Source organism: Duganella phyllosphaerae, assembly GCF_001758785.1.
Taxonomy (GTDB): Bacteria; Pseudomonadota; Gammaproteobacteria; order Burkholderiales; family Burkholderiaceae_D; genus Rugamonas; species Rugamonas phyllosphaerae.
Genome location: NZ_LROM01000103.1, coordinates 19,786 through 35,276, shown reverse-complemented (window position 1 = coordinate 35,276; position 15,491 = coordinate 19,786). Strand labels below are relative to the sequence as shown.

Annotated in this window: 14 protein-coding genes and 1 pseudogene; 4 read left to right on the top strand and 11 right to left on the bottom strand. The window is 61.5% G+C overall.

Translation table 11 applies throughout. The annotated features are described in order from the left end of the window. From DUPY_RS18830 to rpsO, 4 genes and pseudogenes are all read right to left on the bottom strand, one after another. A pseudogene (locus DUPY_RS18830) lies at nt 1–544 on the bottom strand (hypothetical protein); the annotation flags it as partial. After that, a complete protein-coding gene (locus DUPY_RS18825; RefSeq protein ID WP_070250030.1) occupies nt 541–2,133 on the bottom strand; it encodes an AAA family ATPase in 1,593 nt (530 codons plus the stop codon). The gene DUPY_RS18825 and the pseudogene DUPY_RS18830, both read right to left, overlap by 4 nt. Before the next feature lie 88 nt (nt 2,134–2,221). Continuing rightward, nucleotides 2,222–4,342 (bottom strand): polyribonucleotide nucleotidyltransferase, encoded by a 2,121-nt coding sequence (gene pnp / locus DUPY_RS18820; protein WP_070250029.1) that lies wholly within the window; start codon nt 4,340–4,342, stop codon nt 2,222–2,224. A 245-nt stretch (nt 4,343–4,587) separates the two neighbouring features. After that, nucleotides 4,588–4,857 (bottom strand): 30S ribosomal protein S15, encoded by a 270-nt coding sequence (rpsO, locus tag DUPY_RS18815; RefSeq protein WP_026637007.1) that lies wholly within the window; start codon nt 4,855–4,857, stop codon nt 4,588–4,590. Nucleotides 4,858–5,022: 165 nt separating this feature from the next. Between rpsO and DUPY_RS18810 the strand changes: the two genes are divergently transcribed. The 3 genes from DUPY_RS18810 (at nt 5,023) to DUPY_RS18800 (ending at nt 7,850) form a co-directional block, all read left to right on the top strand. After that, on the top strand, nt 5,023–5,337 hold the full coding sequence (locus DUPY_RS18810) for a hypothetical protein (protein WP_070250027.1): 315 nt from the start codon (nt 5,023–5,025) through the stop codon (nt 5,335–5,337). 126 nt (nt 5,338–5,463) lie between these two features. Continuing rightward, nucleotides 5,464–6,276, top strand: coding sequence for a hypothetical protein (locus DUPY_RS18805; RefSeq protein ID WP_070250024.1), 813 nt, complete (start codon nt 5,464–5,466; stop codon nt 6,274–6,276). A gap of 194 nt (nt 6,277–6,470) precedes the next feature. Beyond that, nucleotides 6,471–7,850 carry a TonB family protein gene (locus DUPY_RS18800; RefSeq protein WP_084640792.1) on the top strand — a complete coding sequence of 460 codons (1,380 nt, stop codon included), beginning with the start codon at nt 6,471–6,473 and terminating at the stop codon, nt 7,848–7,850. Between the two features lie 145 nt (nt 7,851–7,995). Here the strand turns inward: DUPY_RS18800 and DUPY_RS18795 are convergent, their stop codons facing one another. Then, nucleotides 7,996–8,400 (bottom strand): NIPSNAP family protein, encoded by a 405-nt coding sequence (locus DUPY_RS18795; protein ID WP_141749604.1) that lies wholly within the window; start codon nt 8,398–8,400, stop codon nt 7,996–7,998. Between the two features lie 190 nt (nt 8,401–8,590). Between DUPY_RS18795 and DUPY_RS18790 the strand changes: the two genes are divergently transcribed. Further along, nucleotides 8,591–9,154 carry a hypothetical protein gene (locus DUPY_RS18790; RefSeq protein WP_070250020.1) on the top strand — a complete coding sequence of 188 codons (564 nt, stop codon included), beginning with the start codon at nt 8,591–8,593 and terminating at the stop codon, nt 9,152–9,154. Nucleotides 9,155–9,213: 59 nt separating this feature from the next. Here DUPY_RS18790 and pssA read toward each other — a convergent pair whose 3' ends face one another. From pssA to DUPY_RS18760, 6 genes are all read right to left on the bottom strand, one after another. Continuing rightward, nucleotides 9,214–10,080, bottom strand: coding sequence for a CDP-diacylglycerol--serine O-phosphatidyltransferase (gene pssA / locus DUPY_RS18785; protein WP_070250018.1), 867 nt, complete (start codon nt 10,078–10,080; stop codon nt 9,214–9,216). 103 nt (nt 10,081–10,183) lie between these two features. Next, nucleotides 10,184–10,936 carry an SIMPL domain-containing protein gene (locus DUPY_RS18780; protein ID WP_070250016.1) on the bottom strand — a complete coding sequence of 251 codons (753 nt, stop codon included), beginning with the start codon at nt 10,934–10,936 and terminating at the stop codon, nt 10,184–10,186. A gap of 74 nt (nt 10,937–11,010) precedes the next feature. Beyond that, nucleotides 11,011–11,772, bottom strand: coding sequence for an SIMPL domain-containing protein (locus tag DUPY_RS18775; protein WP_070250014.1), 762 nt, complete (start codon nt 11,770–11,772; stop codon nt 11,011–11,013). A gap of 162 nt (nt 11,773–11,934) precedes the next feature. Next, nucleotides 11,935–12,951, bottom strand: a complete 1,017-nt coding sequence (ilvC, locus tag DUPY_RS18770) for a ketol-acid reductoisomerase (RefSeq protein ID WP_070250012.1) — start codon at nt 12,949–12,951, stop codon at nt 11,935–11,937. Between the two features lie 57 nt (nt 12,952–13,008). After that, nucleotides 13,009–13,500, bottom strand: a complete 492-nt coding sequence (gene ilvN / locus DUPY_RS18765; protein ID WP_070250010.1) for an acetolactate synthase small subunit — start codon at nt 13,498–13,500, stop codon at nt 13,009–13,011. A 1-nt stretch (nt 13,501) separates the two neighbouring features. Further along, a complete protein-coding gene (locus tag DUPY_RS18760) occupies nt 13,502–15,256 on the bottom strand; it encodes an acetolactate synthase 3 catalytic subunit (protein ID WP_071651672.1) in 1,755 nt (584 codons plus the stop codon). Nucleotides 15,257–15,491 lie beyond the last annotated feature (235 nt).

The following is a 15,491-nucleotide window of genomic DNA, read 5'->3' as shown; positions in this document are numbered from 1 at the left end:
GCACATCGGCCGCCGCGATGGCGCCCTGCCGAAAGTGCGCCATGCCGGCGCGCCAGGCGGCGATCTGCCCCACAGCGGCCAGATGACTGACCTCGCCAGCGTGCGGCATCTGCTGCGCGGCGTTCCCGATCATGGGCGCCAGCTGCGCCATGATGGCCTGCCACTGCGCCACGCGCGCACCGCGCTGGCGCTGCACGTGCAAGGCTGCATTGGTCAGCATGCCGAGTACCGCCGCCGGCTGCACGCACAGCAGCGCAACATACTGCGGTACCAGCTCGCGCCACACGGTAGCGACCATGCCGTTACCACCGTGCCCCTGCGCGACCAGCGCCAAGGCCGCATCGAACGCCGCCATCGCCACGCCACCAGCACGCTCGGGCGCATGCGCATCGGCCGCACAGACCACCGGATCGGCAGCCATGGCCAGGAAGTCGCCAAACGCTGCGGTATCGAACCCGGTATGGCGGCGCCGCGCCTCGGCCACGCGGCGGTTCAGCTCGGGGCGGCCGGCGGCCAGCAGCCGGGCGAAACGCTCGGAGATCATGCTTGCGAGCGCAGCCACACCAGGTAGTTGGTGTAGCGCTGGTGCAGGTACTTCAGCTTGAGCAGGTCGTCGTACAGGTGGCCGTACAGCTTGCGGCCCCGGATCTGCTCGCCCACGTGTTTTTCGATGCGGTTCAGGCGCTTGAGCACTTCGCGCTCGGTCAAGCCGTCGAGGCCCTCTTCGAACTGCGCGCCCATCTCGCCGACCGGGTCGTTGTGGTCGAGATCGAGGCGGTCGTACTCGGCGCTGGACAGGTCGAACAGCCGCCGCAGCCAGCTGATCTGGTCGGTGCGGAAGGCGGCGTTTTCCGGCAGGCCGAAGAACGGCGCGTCGAGATCCGGCCGCAGCTTGTCGTGCAATACGAACGGCAGCACCTGCCGCACGTCGTCCAGTTCCACCTCGGCATTGCCGCGGAAATAGGCCAGCGCCTTGGCGTAGATCAGCAAGGTCATCAGGTTGCGCACCGACAGGCCGTTGACAGTCTGGCAACCCAGGTCCTTGAGCCGATCGCGGCCGCTGTCGGCGGCAATCACCGCGCTCCAGTCGAAGCCGGACAGGCGCGCCGTGTCCTTGGTCATGTATTCGAACTGGTCGCCGGCGGCGGCCAGCAGTTCGAACTGGCTGGTGAAAAACTCCAGCCGGCGCCGGATCGGCTCGGGCACGGCTACCGCGCGGATCTCCTCGACCATGCGGTCCACCTCGGCCGGCGTAAACACGATCTCGGGCGGCACCAGTTCTTCGGGCTTGAGGTTTTCCTCGATGCGCACCAGCAGCTCGCCGAGGAAGCGCGGATTGAACGCCAGCGCCTGCACCACCACGTCGATACGGTCGCGCAGCGCTTCGATCACCTCGTAGGTGCCGCCGCCCTGGTCGTCGTTGGCGGTCAGGTACCAGGCCGATTCCGGGCATTCGTAGATGTGGTTGAGCACTTCGGCGTAGTTGTCGCCCATCAGCGTGAGCAGCGCGCTCTGGGTGCGCGGCGGGATGCGGTTGTATTCGTCGATGATTTTTACGCGCATGCCGAGCCAGGCGCGCCAGGCGATGCGGATCTCGTCCATGCTCTGGGCGTTGACCAGGTCGGCCGGCAGCGGATTGCCGAGCAGGTCGGCAATGGTCATCTGCGGGTGGCCGTGTTGCATGGCGCGCTTGACGTCTTTGACCGACGCCCCCGACAGCACCCCCATCAGGATCGCGCTGGCGGTCTTGCCGCGCCCGGGACCGCCGACGAACAGGCACTTGCGGCGCGTGGCAAAGGTCAGCAGCGGCAGCAGCACGAAGCTCGAATAACTCTGCGCCGACGGCAGGTTGAGCGTGCGGCGGGCGTCCCCTACCGCGTAGGTTTGCGCCGGGCCGTGGTTGTACTCGATGTCGTAGTGCGGGCTGATGATGGCCGTGTTGACGATCCAGAAATAGGCCTGGCGCAGCTTTTCGTCGAGCGCAGGCGCGGCACTGTCGGGCGCCTGGCCGGTATTGAGCGGCCCCTGGTACAGGTCGGCCACGTCGAACTGGCGTGGCTGGGGTGGCTGAGCCGGCGTGCGCGGATTGGTCGGCGCCTTGGAGACGCGGTTGAACAGGTTAAATGGTGGCATACAAGAAAGTATAGCCGAGATGAAAAAAGCCGCCGGCGCGGGTGCGCTCGGCGGCTTTTCAAACTACAACGACATTTTACTGCACAGATTACTGGGCAGCGGCGGCCGCTTCTTCAGCAGCAGCTTTCATCGACAGCTTGAGGCGGCCGCGGTCGTCGGTTTCCAGGACCTTGACACGCACTTGCTGGCCTTCTTTCAGGTAGTCGGCCACGGCGTTCACACGCTCGTTGGCGATCTGCGAGATGTGCAGCAGGCCGTCCTTGCCTGGCATGACCTGGACGATGGCGCCGAAGTCCAGCAGCTTCAGGACGGTACCGTCGTAGGTCTTGCCCACTTCGACCGACGCGGTCAGTTCTTCGATGCGGCGCTTGGCTTCCTGGCCGGCAGCAGCATCGACGGAAGCGATGGTGACCACGCCTTCGTCGCTGATGTCGATCTGGGTGCCGGTCTCTTCGGTCAGAGCGCGGATGACGGCGCCGCCCTTGCCGATCACGTCACGGATTTTCTCCGGGTTGATCTTGATGGTGATCAGGCGCGGAGCGAAGTCGGACAGTTCCGTTTTCACGGTTGGCATGGCCTTCTGCATTTCGCCCAGGATGTGCTCGCGGCCTTCCTTGGCTTGCGCCAGCGCCACTTGCATGATTTCCTTGGTGATGCCCTGGATCTTGATGTCCATCTGCAGCGCGGTGATACCGTTACGGGTACCAGCGACCTTGAAGTCCATGTCGCCCAGGTGATCTTCGTCGCCCAGGATGTCCGACAGCACGGCAAACTTGCCGCCGTCCTTGATCAGGCCCATGGCGATACCGGCCACGTGCTCTTTCATCGGTACGCCCGCATCCATCAGCGCCAGGCAGCCGCCGCAGACCGAAGCCATCGACGACGAACCGTTCGATTCGGTGATTTCCGACACCAGGCGCACAGCGTAGCTGAACTCGTCAGCTGCCGGCAACGCGGCGATCAGCGCGCGCTTGGCCAGGCGGCCGTGACCGACTTCGCGGCGCTTCGGCGTACCGACACGGCCGGTTTCGCCGGTAGCGAACGGTGGCATGTTGTAGTGCAGCATGAAGGAGTCGGTGAACTCGCCCATCAGCGCATCGATCTTTTGCGAATCGCGGGCGGTGCCCAGGGTGGCAACGACCAGGGCCTGGGTTTCGCCACGGGTAAACAGTGCCGAACCGTGGGTACGTGGCAGAACCGAGGTGCGGATCGAGATCGGACGCACGGTGCGGGTGTCGCGGCCGTCGATGCGTGGCTCGCCTTCGAGGATTTGCGAACGCACGACCTTGGCTTCCATGTCGAACAGGATGTTGCCAACTTCTACGCCATCCGGTGCGGCAGCGCCCGAGGCGGCAGCTTCGGCGCCCAGGTCGGCCACGACTTCAGCGTGCATCGAGCGCAGCTTGTCGGTACGGGCCTGCTTGTCGCGGGTCTGGTAGGCTTCGCGGATTTTCGCTTCGGCAAACGCGGTCACGCGGCCGATCAGTGCTTCGTTTTTCGCTGGCGCGGTCCATACCTGCTCGGGCTTGCCGCCGTCGCGTACCAGGTCGTGGATGGCGTCGATGACAGCTTTCATCTGGGTGTGGCCAAACACCACGGCGCCGAGCATGATTTCTTCGGACAGCTGCTTGGCTTCCGATTCGACCATCAGCACGGCCGATTCGGTACCGGCAACGACCAGGTCCATCTGCGAGGTTTTCAGCTGCTCAACCGTCGGGTTGAGGATGTACTGGCCATTGGCGTAACCCACGCGGGCTGCGCCGATCGGGCCGTTGAACGGGACGCCCGACACGCACAGGGCGGCCGAGGCGCCGATCATCGACGCGATGTCGGGATCGATTTCAGGGTTGACCGACAGTACGTGAATGATCACCTGCACTTCGTTCATGTAACCCTCTGGGAACAGCGGGCGGATCGGACGGTCGATCAGACGCGAGGTCAGGGTTTCTTTTTCCGAAGGGCGGCCTTCACGTTTGAAGAAACCACCGGGAATCTTGCCGGCTGCATAGGTCTTTTCAAGGTAATCGACGGTCAGCGGGAAGAAGTCCTGGCCCGGCTTGGCATCCTTGCGCGCCACCACGGTGGCCAGCACCACGGTGTCTTCGATCGACACCAGCACTGCGCCAGAGGCTTGGCGAGCGATTTCGCCGGTTTCCAGCGTGACGGTGTGTTGACCGTACTGGAAGGTTTTCGTAACTTTATTAAACATGGGTAAATCCCTTTCTATTTGCCGACAGATTTTCAGGCGCTGTCGTTCACCTCACCACGGGCGGCATCTGTGGCTGCCGCCTTTGCTACGCTTTACAACTCATTCTTTACAACCATGCCAGCTTGCTAAAATACTATGCTAGCTGGCAATTTTTTCGTTTGTACAAATGACAAAATGCCTGCGACAGTCACACTGGCGCAGGCATTTCTTTGAAGCTCAGGATGCAAAAGTATGCAATAAGCTGATTACTTACGCAGACCCAGTTTGGCGATCAGATCGCGGTAACGGGTAGCATCCTTGTTCTTCAGGTACGACAGCAGGCTTTTACGACGGTTAACCATCATGATCAGACCGCGACGCGAGTGGTGATCCTTGCTGTGGGCCTTGAAGTGGCCGTTCAGTTCGTTGATGCGGGCGGTCAGCAGTGCAACTTGCACTTCTGGCGAGCCGGTGTCTTTTTGGCCACGGGCGTTGTCCGCGATGATCGCGGCTTTGTTGATGTTTTCTACGGTCATGATATTTACCTTTAACATGCGGTGCGCGGAGTCTGAACCCTGCCCACCGTGATTTCAAAAAACTGGTCCGAAAAGACCAGACCCGCAAGTATAGCGGAAAATGCTCGCCATGTACCTGTTGCGGACTACAATTGTTGAATAATCCACCGCCACCGGGAGCTTGCGATGAAAAAACTGTTGCTGCTGGTCTCACTTCCACTGCTGCTGGCCGCTTGCGCTGCGCCGCAACCGATGCCCACCGCCGAACAATTTGCCGCCTTGCGTTTGCAACAGGCCACAAAAGAAACCGTCCTGCGCCAGCTTGGCGCGCCGTCCGACCAGGTGCGTTACGCCAGCGTCGATGGCGATGTGTGGGTTTATCGTTACAAGGAGGCCGGCGTGTGGGATTCCCTGATGCATGTGGAGTTCGACCGCAAAGGCGTGCTGCAGGCCATGGTCAGCGGGCCGGAGCCGGAGCGCGAATCGCGCTGGCTACGATAAGCCGAGTGGGTAGCGAGGTGAGTAGGAGCAGTCCGACGTAAAGCGTGGGAGTGCGCCGACGTGAAATAAGCTGTGTGATTGATATGATCCGCCCCATACCGTTACGCAACTTTTCATGGAGTAGTCATGTCTTTCCGCACCCCTTCCGCTCGCACCGCCATCTACACCGCTTCCCTGCTGGCCCTGTCAACCGTCTCCGCGCTGGCGTTTGCCGAGCCGTCGCCGGCACTCGATCGCGCCAGCCTGTCGGTGGGTGCGTTCTACACCGAGCCGCGCATCAAGGTCGAGGGTGACACCGAATACGGCCGCATTGACACGGGCACCTACAAGGGCGACAAGACCACCCTGCCGCGCGTGAAAGCGTCGGTACTGATCGGCGACTCGCACGGCTTCGACTTCGACTACTACCGTTACGACAAGGACTACAACCCTGGCCTGTCCGGCAGCACCAACTTCAACGGCCAGCCATTGACCGGCAACGGCCAGCTGAACGCCAAGCTGCGCCTGGACCTGGCCAGCGTTGCCTACAAATGGTGGCTGGGCCAGGGCGCTGACGTGTTCGGCATCGGCATCGGCGGCGCCTACTACCGCGCCGGCATCGAAGGCACGGCCAACGGTTCGATCAATGGCATTTCCGGCAACGCCCGCTACGACGAAAGCGAAAGCGCCTGGGCGCCGCTGCTGGAACTCGGCTATCGCCACCAGTTCTCGCCTGAAGCACGCTTCTATGCCAATGCCAACGGCATCAAGAAAAACGGCGGCGACGTCAACGGCCACATCTATGGCGGCTCGGTCGGCATGGAATGGTATGTGACGCCGATGGTCGGCGTGGTGGCGGAATACACTGCCTCCAAGATCAGCCTGCGCCGCGACCGCGACGACACCGCTGTCAACGTGCGCCTGAACGGTCCTGCCGCTTACCTCAAAGTGCGCTTCTGATCCTGCTGTAACGCTCAACTTGCTGTGGCAACGCGTGGTAATTTCCGCGCGTGCCACACTCCCGCCTGATCTCTGCTCTGCCCTCCTGCCTCCGCCACCTCGCTCTCGCACTATCCTCATTCTGGCCACCGCCATGATTCGCCTGGAACCAGATATTATTTATGGGCAATTAATCTACGGGTTAAAATTGTTGTTTGATTTTTAAAAGCGCCCAGATGCATCATCGCCCCTCACTTGCTTCAATAGTATTGCTCGCCTGTATGCCGATTGCCACACCTGGCATGGCCCAGACGACCGCTCCTGCCATCGACCAAACCCGGTGCGACAAGGCGCCTTACCCGGCGCTGGAGCAGGCGGCGGGCCATACCGGCAAGTCCTTGCTGCGGCTGCTGATCGGAGAGAATGGACAAGTGCGCGAGTCGGCTGTCATGTCGTCCAGCGGATACCCGGTGCTGGACTTGGCGGCCCAGGAAGCGCTCGAACGCTGCATCTTCCATCCGGCAACAGAAAATGGCAAACCGGTGGCGGACTGGGTTGAGATACCCTACGCCTGGCTTCTCGACAACACCTCACCTGAGCAGCTTCAGCAGCAACTGGCGCAGTGGCGAGCCGGCGCCGAGCGCGGCGAAGCGCAAAGCCGCTTCGAACTCGGTAGAGCACTGTTCGATGGCCTTGGCATAGCCCGCGATGAAGACCAGGGCAAAAAATTGCTGCGGCTGGCAGCCGGCCAGGGCCTGGCCAGCGCCCAGGACAAGATGGCAGACATACTGATGGAGGAAAGCAGGGAAAACAAAGGGGCGGCGCAAGAAGCTGTGGCATGGATGCGCAAAGCAGCGGCCCAAAATAATTCCCATGCCCAGATGGGCCTGGCAATGTTGATGATGCGGGCGGGCCAGCACAATGCAGGCGATGCATGGCTGGAACGGGCGATATCCAACAATCATCCCCATGCGATGGCGTATCGCGGCGCCGAATTGCTCGACAGTGATGCACCGGGCGATATCCAGCGCGCCATCGAGCTGCTTGCCAAGGCTGTCGAACTGGGCGCCCCGCTGGCCTCCTACGATCTGGGCGCGGCGTATGCCCAAGGACACGGCGTTGTGCGGGACGACAAACAGGCGGCCAGGCTGTACAGCGAGGCGGCTGCCAATGGCAGCAGGCTGGCCAAGGTGGCGCTGGCGCAGTTGTATGAAACAGGTCAAGGCGTGCTCAAGCTACCAGCGCGGGCCAGGCGCTTGCGCCAGGAAGCAAGTGCCGACCCGGCCTCCGGCCTCGCCCCCGAGCCAGTGTCAACATCGGCAGCATCGACACCATTGTGGCACACATGCAACTGGCCGCGCTGGCCGCGCGAGGCGTTGCGCAAAGGGCAGCAAGGGACGGTGAAACTGGCTCTTCTGATCGACGAAGACGGCGTCGTGCGCGACGCAAAAGTCCTGGCATCGAGCGGTCATCCATTGCTGGACCAGGCAGCCAGCGACGGCGTCAAGCGATGCCTGTTTAAGCCGTACGCCGAGCAAGGCAAACCCATGCCCACCTGGACCAGTGTGCAATACCGCTGGCAGATCGAAAGCTGAACCACCACGGCACAGGCCGCTTAACTGCATGGATGCCCCCCCTTCGGGGTCAGTGCCGACATTTAGACACGAACCCATCACTACAACGACCAATACCGTGCGGTTAAGTTCAATAATGTCCGAATGTCGGCACTGACCCCGAAGCTTACGTTCGATACCGCTTGACGAAGGACATAGGGACACCCCCTGCTGCCGACACAAGCTCCAGCTTGCACTGCCACCGCAGCAGTGGCAGGCAGAACGCGCCTTCGACCGCCTCGACAAAGGTGCGCTGCTCGCGCAGGATGAAGCGCTGGCTGCGGGCCAGGCCGAAATTGGCGCGCGCCTCGTCGTCGGCGCGCAGGCGGGCGCGATACGCTTCGTAAGCGGCCAGCGAGTCGAACGCCACCAGTCCCCACGCCTCGTCGTTGGTACCCTCGTGCGGCAGGAAGTAGCCGAGCAGGTGGCCACCGAGGCGCGGGATGATGCGGCCCCAGTTTTCGGCATACAGGCGGAAGGTATCGCGCTGAAACGGGTCGATCTGGTAGTGGATAAAGCAGGTAATGGTCATGCTGGCCTCGGTCGTTGAATGTAGCGACAAGATAGCTGGCGGCGAGATCGAATGCTTCGGCGTGGAACGAAGTGTCGGCCCACGCCTATTGTCTCGATTTAGTCCGACCCAGCCATGGGGAGCAGTCCTACTCAGATTACCAAACCAAATGGAAAAATGACTGCTCACCCACACCAATCGAGGAGATGATATGAACACCAAATTGACAGCATGGATCGTCGCAGCACTGATGAGCGCCAGCGCCGTGGCACAGACCAGCGGTACGACTACCGGTACAGGTTCCGGCAGTGGTACCGGTTCAGGCAGCAGCAGCCAGACCGGCACCAGCGGCAGCACCGGGGCCAGCGGCACGGGTAGCGGTCAATCCGGCGCCAGCGGCACCAGCAACAGTGGGCGCACCGGCAGCAGTGGCACGAGTGGCACCAGTGGCACCAGTGGCCAAACCGGCACCAGCGGCAGCGGTCAAAGCGGTACCGGCGGACAATCGGGCAGCGGTAGCACCGGTAGCCGAAGCAGCGGTACGGGTAGCATGGGTACCGGCACTACCAGTGGCAGCAGCGGCACCGGCAGCGCAGGCAGCCAATCGGGCTCGATGGGAAATGGCAGCGGCAGCAGCGCCAGCGGTAACAGCGGCAGCAACACCGACCCGCAATCGAAACAGAAAAACCGCGGCTCGAAAAACGGCACCAGCGGCAGCAACAGCAGCACCAACAGCGGCGAACGTAATCAACAACAGTCCACGCAAGGTCGCTGAGCAACGTCGCAGTAGAGCAAAAAAAAGGGCCGCAATTGCGGCCCTGCTTTCAACCAGGCTTAACGAAGATGATCGTCGTCCTCGATCTCGGTCTGGATCACGCTGACCGGCTTGCCCTTGGCCAGGCGCCACACCAGCACCGCGTAGCCCGACAGGCCGTACCCGATAAACAGCGGGAACATCACCTTGGGCGGGTCGATCGAGATCAGGGCGAAGAACAGCGCGATCAGGAAGACCGTGATGAACGGTACCGACTTGCGGAAATTGACGTCCTTGAAGCTGTAGAACGGCACGTTGGTGACCATGGTCAGGCCGGCAAACACGGCAATGCCCCACGACACCCAGGCCAGGTCCAGGCCGGAGACGTCCTGGTCCACCATCAGCAGCACGAAACCGGCCACCAGCGCGGCGGCCGACGGCGATGGCAAGCCCTGGAAGAAGCGCTTGTCGACCACGGCGATATTGGTGTTGAAGCGGGCCAGGCGCAGCGCGGCGCCAGCGCAATACACGAACGCAGCGATCCAGCCCAGCTTGCCCAGGCCGCGCAGCGACCATTCGTAAATCACCAATGCCGGCGCGGCGCCGAACGAGACCATGTCGGCCAGGCTGTCGTACTGGGCGCCGAATTCGCTCTGGGTATTGGTGAGCCTTGCCACGCGGCCGTCGAGGCCGTCAAGCACCATGGCGATGAAGATCGCCCAGGCCGAATATTCGAATTTCTGGTTCATCGCCATGACGATGGCGTAGAAGCCGCAGAACAGCGCGGCGGTCGTAAAGGCGTTGGGCAGCAGGTAAATGCCGCGCGGGCGGGGACGGTCGAGGTCTTCCCCCCTGGCCCTGCGCGCAAAACGGCTGAAACGCGACGTCTTGGGCAGTTTGGCTTTGGCAGCGGCGTTCTTGGCGCGGCGACGCGGGAAGTTCGGCATAGGGTTCCAGTACGGTTAATGTTTTTTGTTGCTTCATCATTATAGTGGAGCCGAACCTAAAACAGGGAGCCGCATCCGCAGCGCCCATTGTGCACGCGATAGCCTATTTGAAGCGCACCTTGCCCACCGCGCGCATATTCAGCGTGGTCTCGCCCGGCTCGAAGCTCGGCTCTTCCACCGCTGACGCCGCCGACAACGACGATGCCCGCATCATGGGGGCCGGTGGCGCGGGCGGCGCGGCGCGGTCGGTGTAGTTGCCCGAACCCTCAAAATCCATCACTTCCACGACCGCATCGGCAGGATCACGCCCCATGGCGGCGGCCACGGCGCGCACGCGCTGGTTGAGGTTGGCATAGGTAGCGGCGATGCGCTCGTCGTCGAGTTTCTGGGCGGTGGCTGGCGAGAGGCTGAAGTACAAGTTGGACAACCCCAGCAAGCCCTGCCCGGCAGCGACGGTCTTGGGCAAACCGGCCAGGTTGGTGGTGGTCACGCGCAGACTTTGTGTGACGCGCCAGCCGCTGGGCACGCGCGACTGGGTACTCGCCGGCGTGGTCTGCTCGGGATAGACGGGATAGGTGGAATATGATTCAGTCTTGAAGCTCGCTTGCGGGTCGGCCTGCTTGAGCAGTGCCAGCCCCTGCTTCATCTTCTGGTTCACGCGCGACTGCGCGAGCGCCTTGTCCTTGTTGGTTTCCTCGGCGGTCATCGTGATCGATGCCTGGTCGTTGGCCTGGCGCACCGTGCCGGTTGCCGGCAGGACGATCAGCATGCCGCTGCTCGGCAGGGGCGCCGGGGCTGCGTTGGCAGCGGTAGTTGCGGCGAGGAGAATGGCGGTGACAGCGAGTTTGGACATCATGGCAGTTTCCTGGTTGATATAAAAGCAACCGGGACTCTACCATGATGTTTGCCCTAAAACATCACCTCATCACCTTATTTAAAGCGCACCTTGCCCACCAGGCGCATTTCCAGCGTGGTCTCGCCCGGCTCGAAGCTCGGCTCGGCCACTTCCATGCTGTCGGCCGCCTTGGCGCGCATCATCATCGGTGCGGCAGCACGGGCGCCTTCCTGCGCATAGTTGCCCGAACCTTCGAAGTCCACCGTTTCCAGCACGGCATCGCCAACCTTGCGGCCCATGGCGGTCGCGATCGAATTGATGCGCTCGTTCAGGTTTTTATACGTGGCGGCAATGCGCTGTTCGTCGAGCTTCTTCGTGGTTTCCGGCGCCAGGCCGAAATTGAGATTATTCAAAGTCAGCACCTTCTGGGCGGCGGCGGCGGTCTTCGGCAGCGCTTCCAGGTTGGTGGTGGTCACTTCCACGTACTGGCCCACGCGCCACGAGGTCGGCACGCGTGGCTTGGCGACCTGACCATTTGCGAGCGGACGGTCTTCCGGGTACACCGGGTAGGTGTAATAGCCCTGGGTTTTCAGGCTCGCTTGCGGGTCGGCTTTTTTCAGAATGTCGACGCCCTGCTTCATCTTCTGGTTCACGCGCGACGCGGCAGCGGCCTTGTCCTTGTCCTGCTCTTCGATGGCAAACGTAGCAACGGCCTGGTCATTGGCATGCTTGACTTCACCGAAGGCCGGCACGACCACCAGCGCGCCGGTGGTCGGCAGTGCATCGGCAGCCTGGGCGGCGCCGGTCAGTGCGAGGGTGACAGCAGCGGCTGCGGCGAGGTGTTTGATGACGGTCATGGCGAACTCCGGTTAAAGTTAGGAAAAAGTTAAATACTGGGCAAACTTTAACCGAATTTACATGATGCAACTGTAAGACATGGTGAGTGTTTGTAACAGAGCGCACCTAACCACGCGAAAAAAAAGCCGGCTTGCGCCGGCTTCTCGTATGCAGAAAAACGCTTAGTTCTTCGACTGGTCAACCATCTTGTTCTTGGCGATCCACGGCATCATGGCGCGCAGCTTGGCGCCGACTTCTTCGATCTGGTGTTCCGAGTTCAGGCGGCGACGCGAGATCAGGGTTGGCGCACCGGCCTTGTTTTCCAGGATGAAGGACTTGGCGTATTCGCCGGTCTGGATGTCTTTCAGGCACTGGCGCATCGCGTCCTTGGTGGCCGAGGTGACCACCTTAGGACCGGTCACGTACTCGCCGTATTCGGCGTTGTTCGAGATCGAGTAGTTCATGTTGGCGATGCCGCCTTCGTAGATCAGGTCGACGATCAGTTTCAGTTCGTGCAGGCACTCGAAGTACGCCATTTCAGGCGCGTAACCGGCTTCGGTCAGGGTTTCGAAACCGGCCTTGATCAGCTCGACAGCGCCACCGCACAGCACGGCCTGTTCGCCGAACAGGTCGGTTTCGGTTTCTTCGCGGAAGTTGGTTTCGATGATGCCGGCACGGCCGCCGCCGTTGGCCGAGGCGTACGACAGGGCGATGTCACGCGCGGTGCCGGACTTGTCCTGGTACACGGCGATCAGGTGTGGCACGCCGCCGCCCTGGGTGTAGGTAGCGCGCACGGTGTGGCCTGGTGCTTTCGGCGCGACCATGATCACGTCGAGGTCGGCGCGTGGCACGACCTGGCCGTAGTGGACGTTGAAGCCGTGGGCGAAGGCCAGTACCGCGCCTTGCTTGGCGTGCGGGGCGATGTTTTCGTTGTAGACCTGGGCGATGTTCTCGTCCGGCAGCAAAATCATGATGACGTCGGCAGCCTTGACGGCCTCATTGACTTCCGCCACTTTCAGGCCGGCTTGCTCAACCTTGTTCCACGAAGCGCCACCCTTGCGCAGGCCAACGGTGACGTTGACGCCCGACTCGGACAGATTTTGCGCGTGTGCATGACCTTGCGAACCGTAGCCGATGATGGCAACGTTTTTACCCTTGATCAGGGAGAGGTCGGCGTCTTTGTCGTAGAAAACTTTCATGATAATTCCTTGGTATTTTGTATGGTAAACAGGTACTTGCTGTATGCGGTACCGGGATTAAACTTTGAGGATGCGTTCGCCGCGTCCGATGCCGGAACCGCCGGTACGTACCGTCTCGAGAATCGAGGCGCGGTCGATCGAATCGATGAACGCGTCGAGCTTGGTCTTGGCGCCGGTCAGTTCGATCGTGTAGGACTTTTCGGTGACGTCGATGATGCGACCACGGAAGATGTCCGCCGTGCGCTTCATTTCTTCACGTTCCTTGCCCACGGCGCGCACCTTGATGAGCATGAGCTCGCGTTCGATGTGCTGGCCTTCGGTCAGGTCCACCACCTTTACCACCTCGATCAGGCGATTCAGGTGCTTGGTGATCTGTTCGATGATGTCATCCGAGCCGCTGGTGACGATGGTCATGCGCGACAGTGTCGCGTCTTCGGTCGGCGCCACGGTCAGCGTTTCGATGTTGTAGCCCCGGGCCGAGAACAGGCCGACCACGCGCGACAGCGCACCGGCTTCGTTTTCCAGCAAGACAGAGATAATGTGTCGCATCTTATAAGTCCTCCGAACCGAGCAGCATTTCAGAGAGGCCCTTGCCTGCCTTGACCATCGGCCACACGTTTTCTGACTGGTCGGTGATGAAGTTCATGAACACCAGCTTGTCTTTCATGCCGAACGCATCGCGCAGCGCGCCATCGACGTCGCCCGGTTTTTCGATGCGCATGCCGACGTGGCCATAGGCCTCGGCCAGCTTCTCGAAGTTGGGCAGCGAATCCATGTACGACTCGGAGTAGCGCGAACCGTAGTCGATCTGCTGCCACTGCCGGACCATGCCCAAAAAGCGGTTGTTGAGCATGATGATCTTCGGCGTCAGGTGGTATTGCTTGCAGGTGGCGAGCTCCTGGATGCACATCTGGATCGAGCCTTCGCCGGTAATGCAGGCAACCGTCGCATCCGGGTTGGCCATCTGCACGCCCATGGCGTACGGCAGGCCCACGCCCATGGTGCCCAGGCCGCCCGAGTTGATCCAGCGCTTGGGCTTGTCGAACGGGTAGTACTGCGCGGCCCACATCTGGTGCTGGCCCACGTCGGACGTGATGAAGGCGTCGCCCTTGGTGATTTCCCATACTTTTTGCACGACCGACTGCGGCTTGATGACCAAATCCGAACCGGCGAATTTCAGGCAATCCTTGCCGCGCCATTCGGCGATCTGCTTCCACCAGTCCTTGAGCGCAGGCGCGTTTGGCTTGGCTTCGCTGGCGTCGAGCTGGGCCAGGAATTCGATCAGCACATCCTTGACGTTGCCGACGATGGGAATATCGACTTTCACCCGCTTGGAAATCGACGACGGGTCGATGTCGACGTGGATGATCTTGCGCGGGCTGGAGGCAAAGTGTTTCGGGTTGCCGATCACGCGGTCGTCGAAACGGGCGCCGATGGCGATCAGGACGTCGCAATGCTGCATCGCCATGTTCGCTTCGTAGGTGCCGTGCATGCCGGGCATGCCGAGGAAATTCTCGCTCGAGGCGCGGTACGCGCCCAGGCCCATCAACGTGTTGGTGACCGGGAAGCCGAGCTTGTCGACCAGCTTGTTGAGCTCGTCGGAAGCGCTGGCCAGGATCACGCCGCCGCCGGTGTAGATCATCGGGCGTTCGGCTTGCAGCAGCAACTGCACTGCCTTGCGGATCTGGCCGGCGTGGCCCTTGTCCACCGGCTTGTACGAACGCATCTCGACCTCTTTCGGGTACGAGTACGTCGTCTTGTGCATCGAGATATCCTTCGGGATGTCGACCAGCACGGGGCCGGGACGGCCGGTGCGGGCGATGAAGAACGCTTTCTTGACGGTTTCCGCCAAATCCTTGACGTCCTTGACGAGGAAATTGTGCTTGACCACGGGACGGGTGATACCGACCGTGTCGCATTCCTGGAAGGCATCCTGGCCGATGGCGTGGCTGGGCACCTGGCCCGAGATCACGACCATGGGAATGGAATCCATGTAAGCGGTGGAAAGACCTGTGACAGCATTGGTGACACCCGGACCGGACGTGACCAGCGCGACACCAACCTTGTTCGAACTGCGCGAATAGGCGTCGGCGGCATGGACTGCGGCCTGCTCATGGCGTACCAGAACGTGTTGGAATTTGTCTTGCTTGAAGATGGCGTCGTAGATATACAGGACGGCGCCGCCGGGATAGCCGAAGACGTGCTCGACGCCCTCTTCCGCGAGGCAGCGCACCAGTATTTCGGCGCCAGTGAGTTGGTTACCAGAGGACTGGTTACCAGATTGCGAAGATGCTTCGTTATTCATGAAACATTCCTTTCAAGGTCCATTGGAGATTGATCGGATGTTCTTCCCTCGCGAAATACGCCACCCCCTACAGCTTGCCCGATGTCCCTTTGTCATGCGGTCACGACCACCTCTTCCGCCAACCGTAGTGACGGGCAAAGTGGCGCTAAAACGCATATAGTCGTTTCGCCGGAATTTCTGTAGCGGTTGTGCCTACCTCTCGCGCTTGTGGCGCGGGTCAGAACAAACTGCCTAC

Bases quoted from the DNA above. Each gene is read 5' to 3' on its own strand.
- DUPY_RS18825 (WP_070250030.1), bottom strand. From the start codon at position 2,133: ATGCCACCATTTAACCTGTTCAACCGCGTCTCCAAGGCGCCGACCAAT.
- pnp (WP_070250029.1), bottom strand. From the start codon at position 4,342: ATGTTTAATAAAGTTACGAAAACCTTCCAGTACGGTCAACACACCGTC.
- rpsO (WP_026637007.1), bottom strand. From the start codon at position 4,857: ATGACCGTAGAAAACATCAACAAAGCCGCGATCATCGCGGACAACGCC.
- DUPY_RS18810 (WP_070250027.1), top strand. From the start codon at position 5,023: ATGAAAAAACTGTTGCTGCTGGTCTCACTTCCACTGCTGCTGGCCGCT.
- DUPY_RS18805 (WP_070250024.1), top strand. From the start codon at position 5,464: ATGTCTTTCCGCACCCCTTCCGCTCGCACCGCCATCTACACCGCTTCC.
- DUPY_RS18795 (WP_141749604.1), bottom strand. From the start codon at position 8,400: ATGACCATTACCTGCTTTATCCACTACCAGATCGACCCGTTTCAGCGC.
- DUPY_RS18790 (WP_070250020.1), top strand. From the start codon at position 8,591: ATGAACACCAAATTGACAGCATGGATCGTCGCAGCACTGATGAGCGCC.
- pssA (WP_070250018.1), bottom strand. From the start codon at position 10,080: ATGCCGAACTTCCCGCGTCGCCGCGCCAAGAACGCCGCTGCCAAAGCC.
- DUPY_RS18780 (WP_070250016.1), bottom strand. From the start codon at position 10,936: ATGATGTCCAAACTCGCTGTCACCGCCATTCTCCTCGCCGCAACTACC.
- DUPY_RS18775 (WP_070250014.1), bottom strand. From the start codon at position 11,772: ATGACCGTCATCAAACACCTCGCCGCAGCCGCTGCTGTCACCCTCGCA.
- ilvC (WP_070250012.1), bottom strand. From the start codon at position 12,951: ATGAAAGTTTTCTACGACAAAGACGCCGACCTCTCCCTGATCAAGGGT.
- ilvN (WP_070250010.1), bottom strand. From the start codon at position 13,500: ATGCGACACATTATCTCTGTCTTGCTGGAAAACGAAGCCGGTGCGCTG.
- DUPY_RS18760 (WP_071651672.1), bottom strand. From the start codon at position 15,256: ATGAATAACGAAGCATCTTCGCAATCTGGTAACCAGTCCTCTGGTAAC.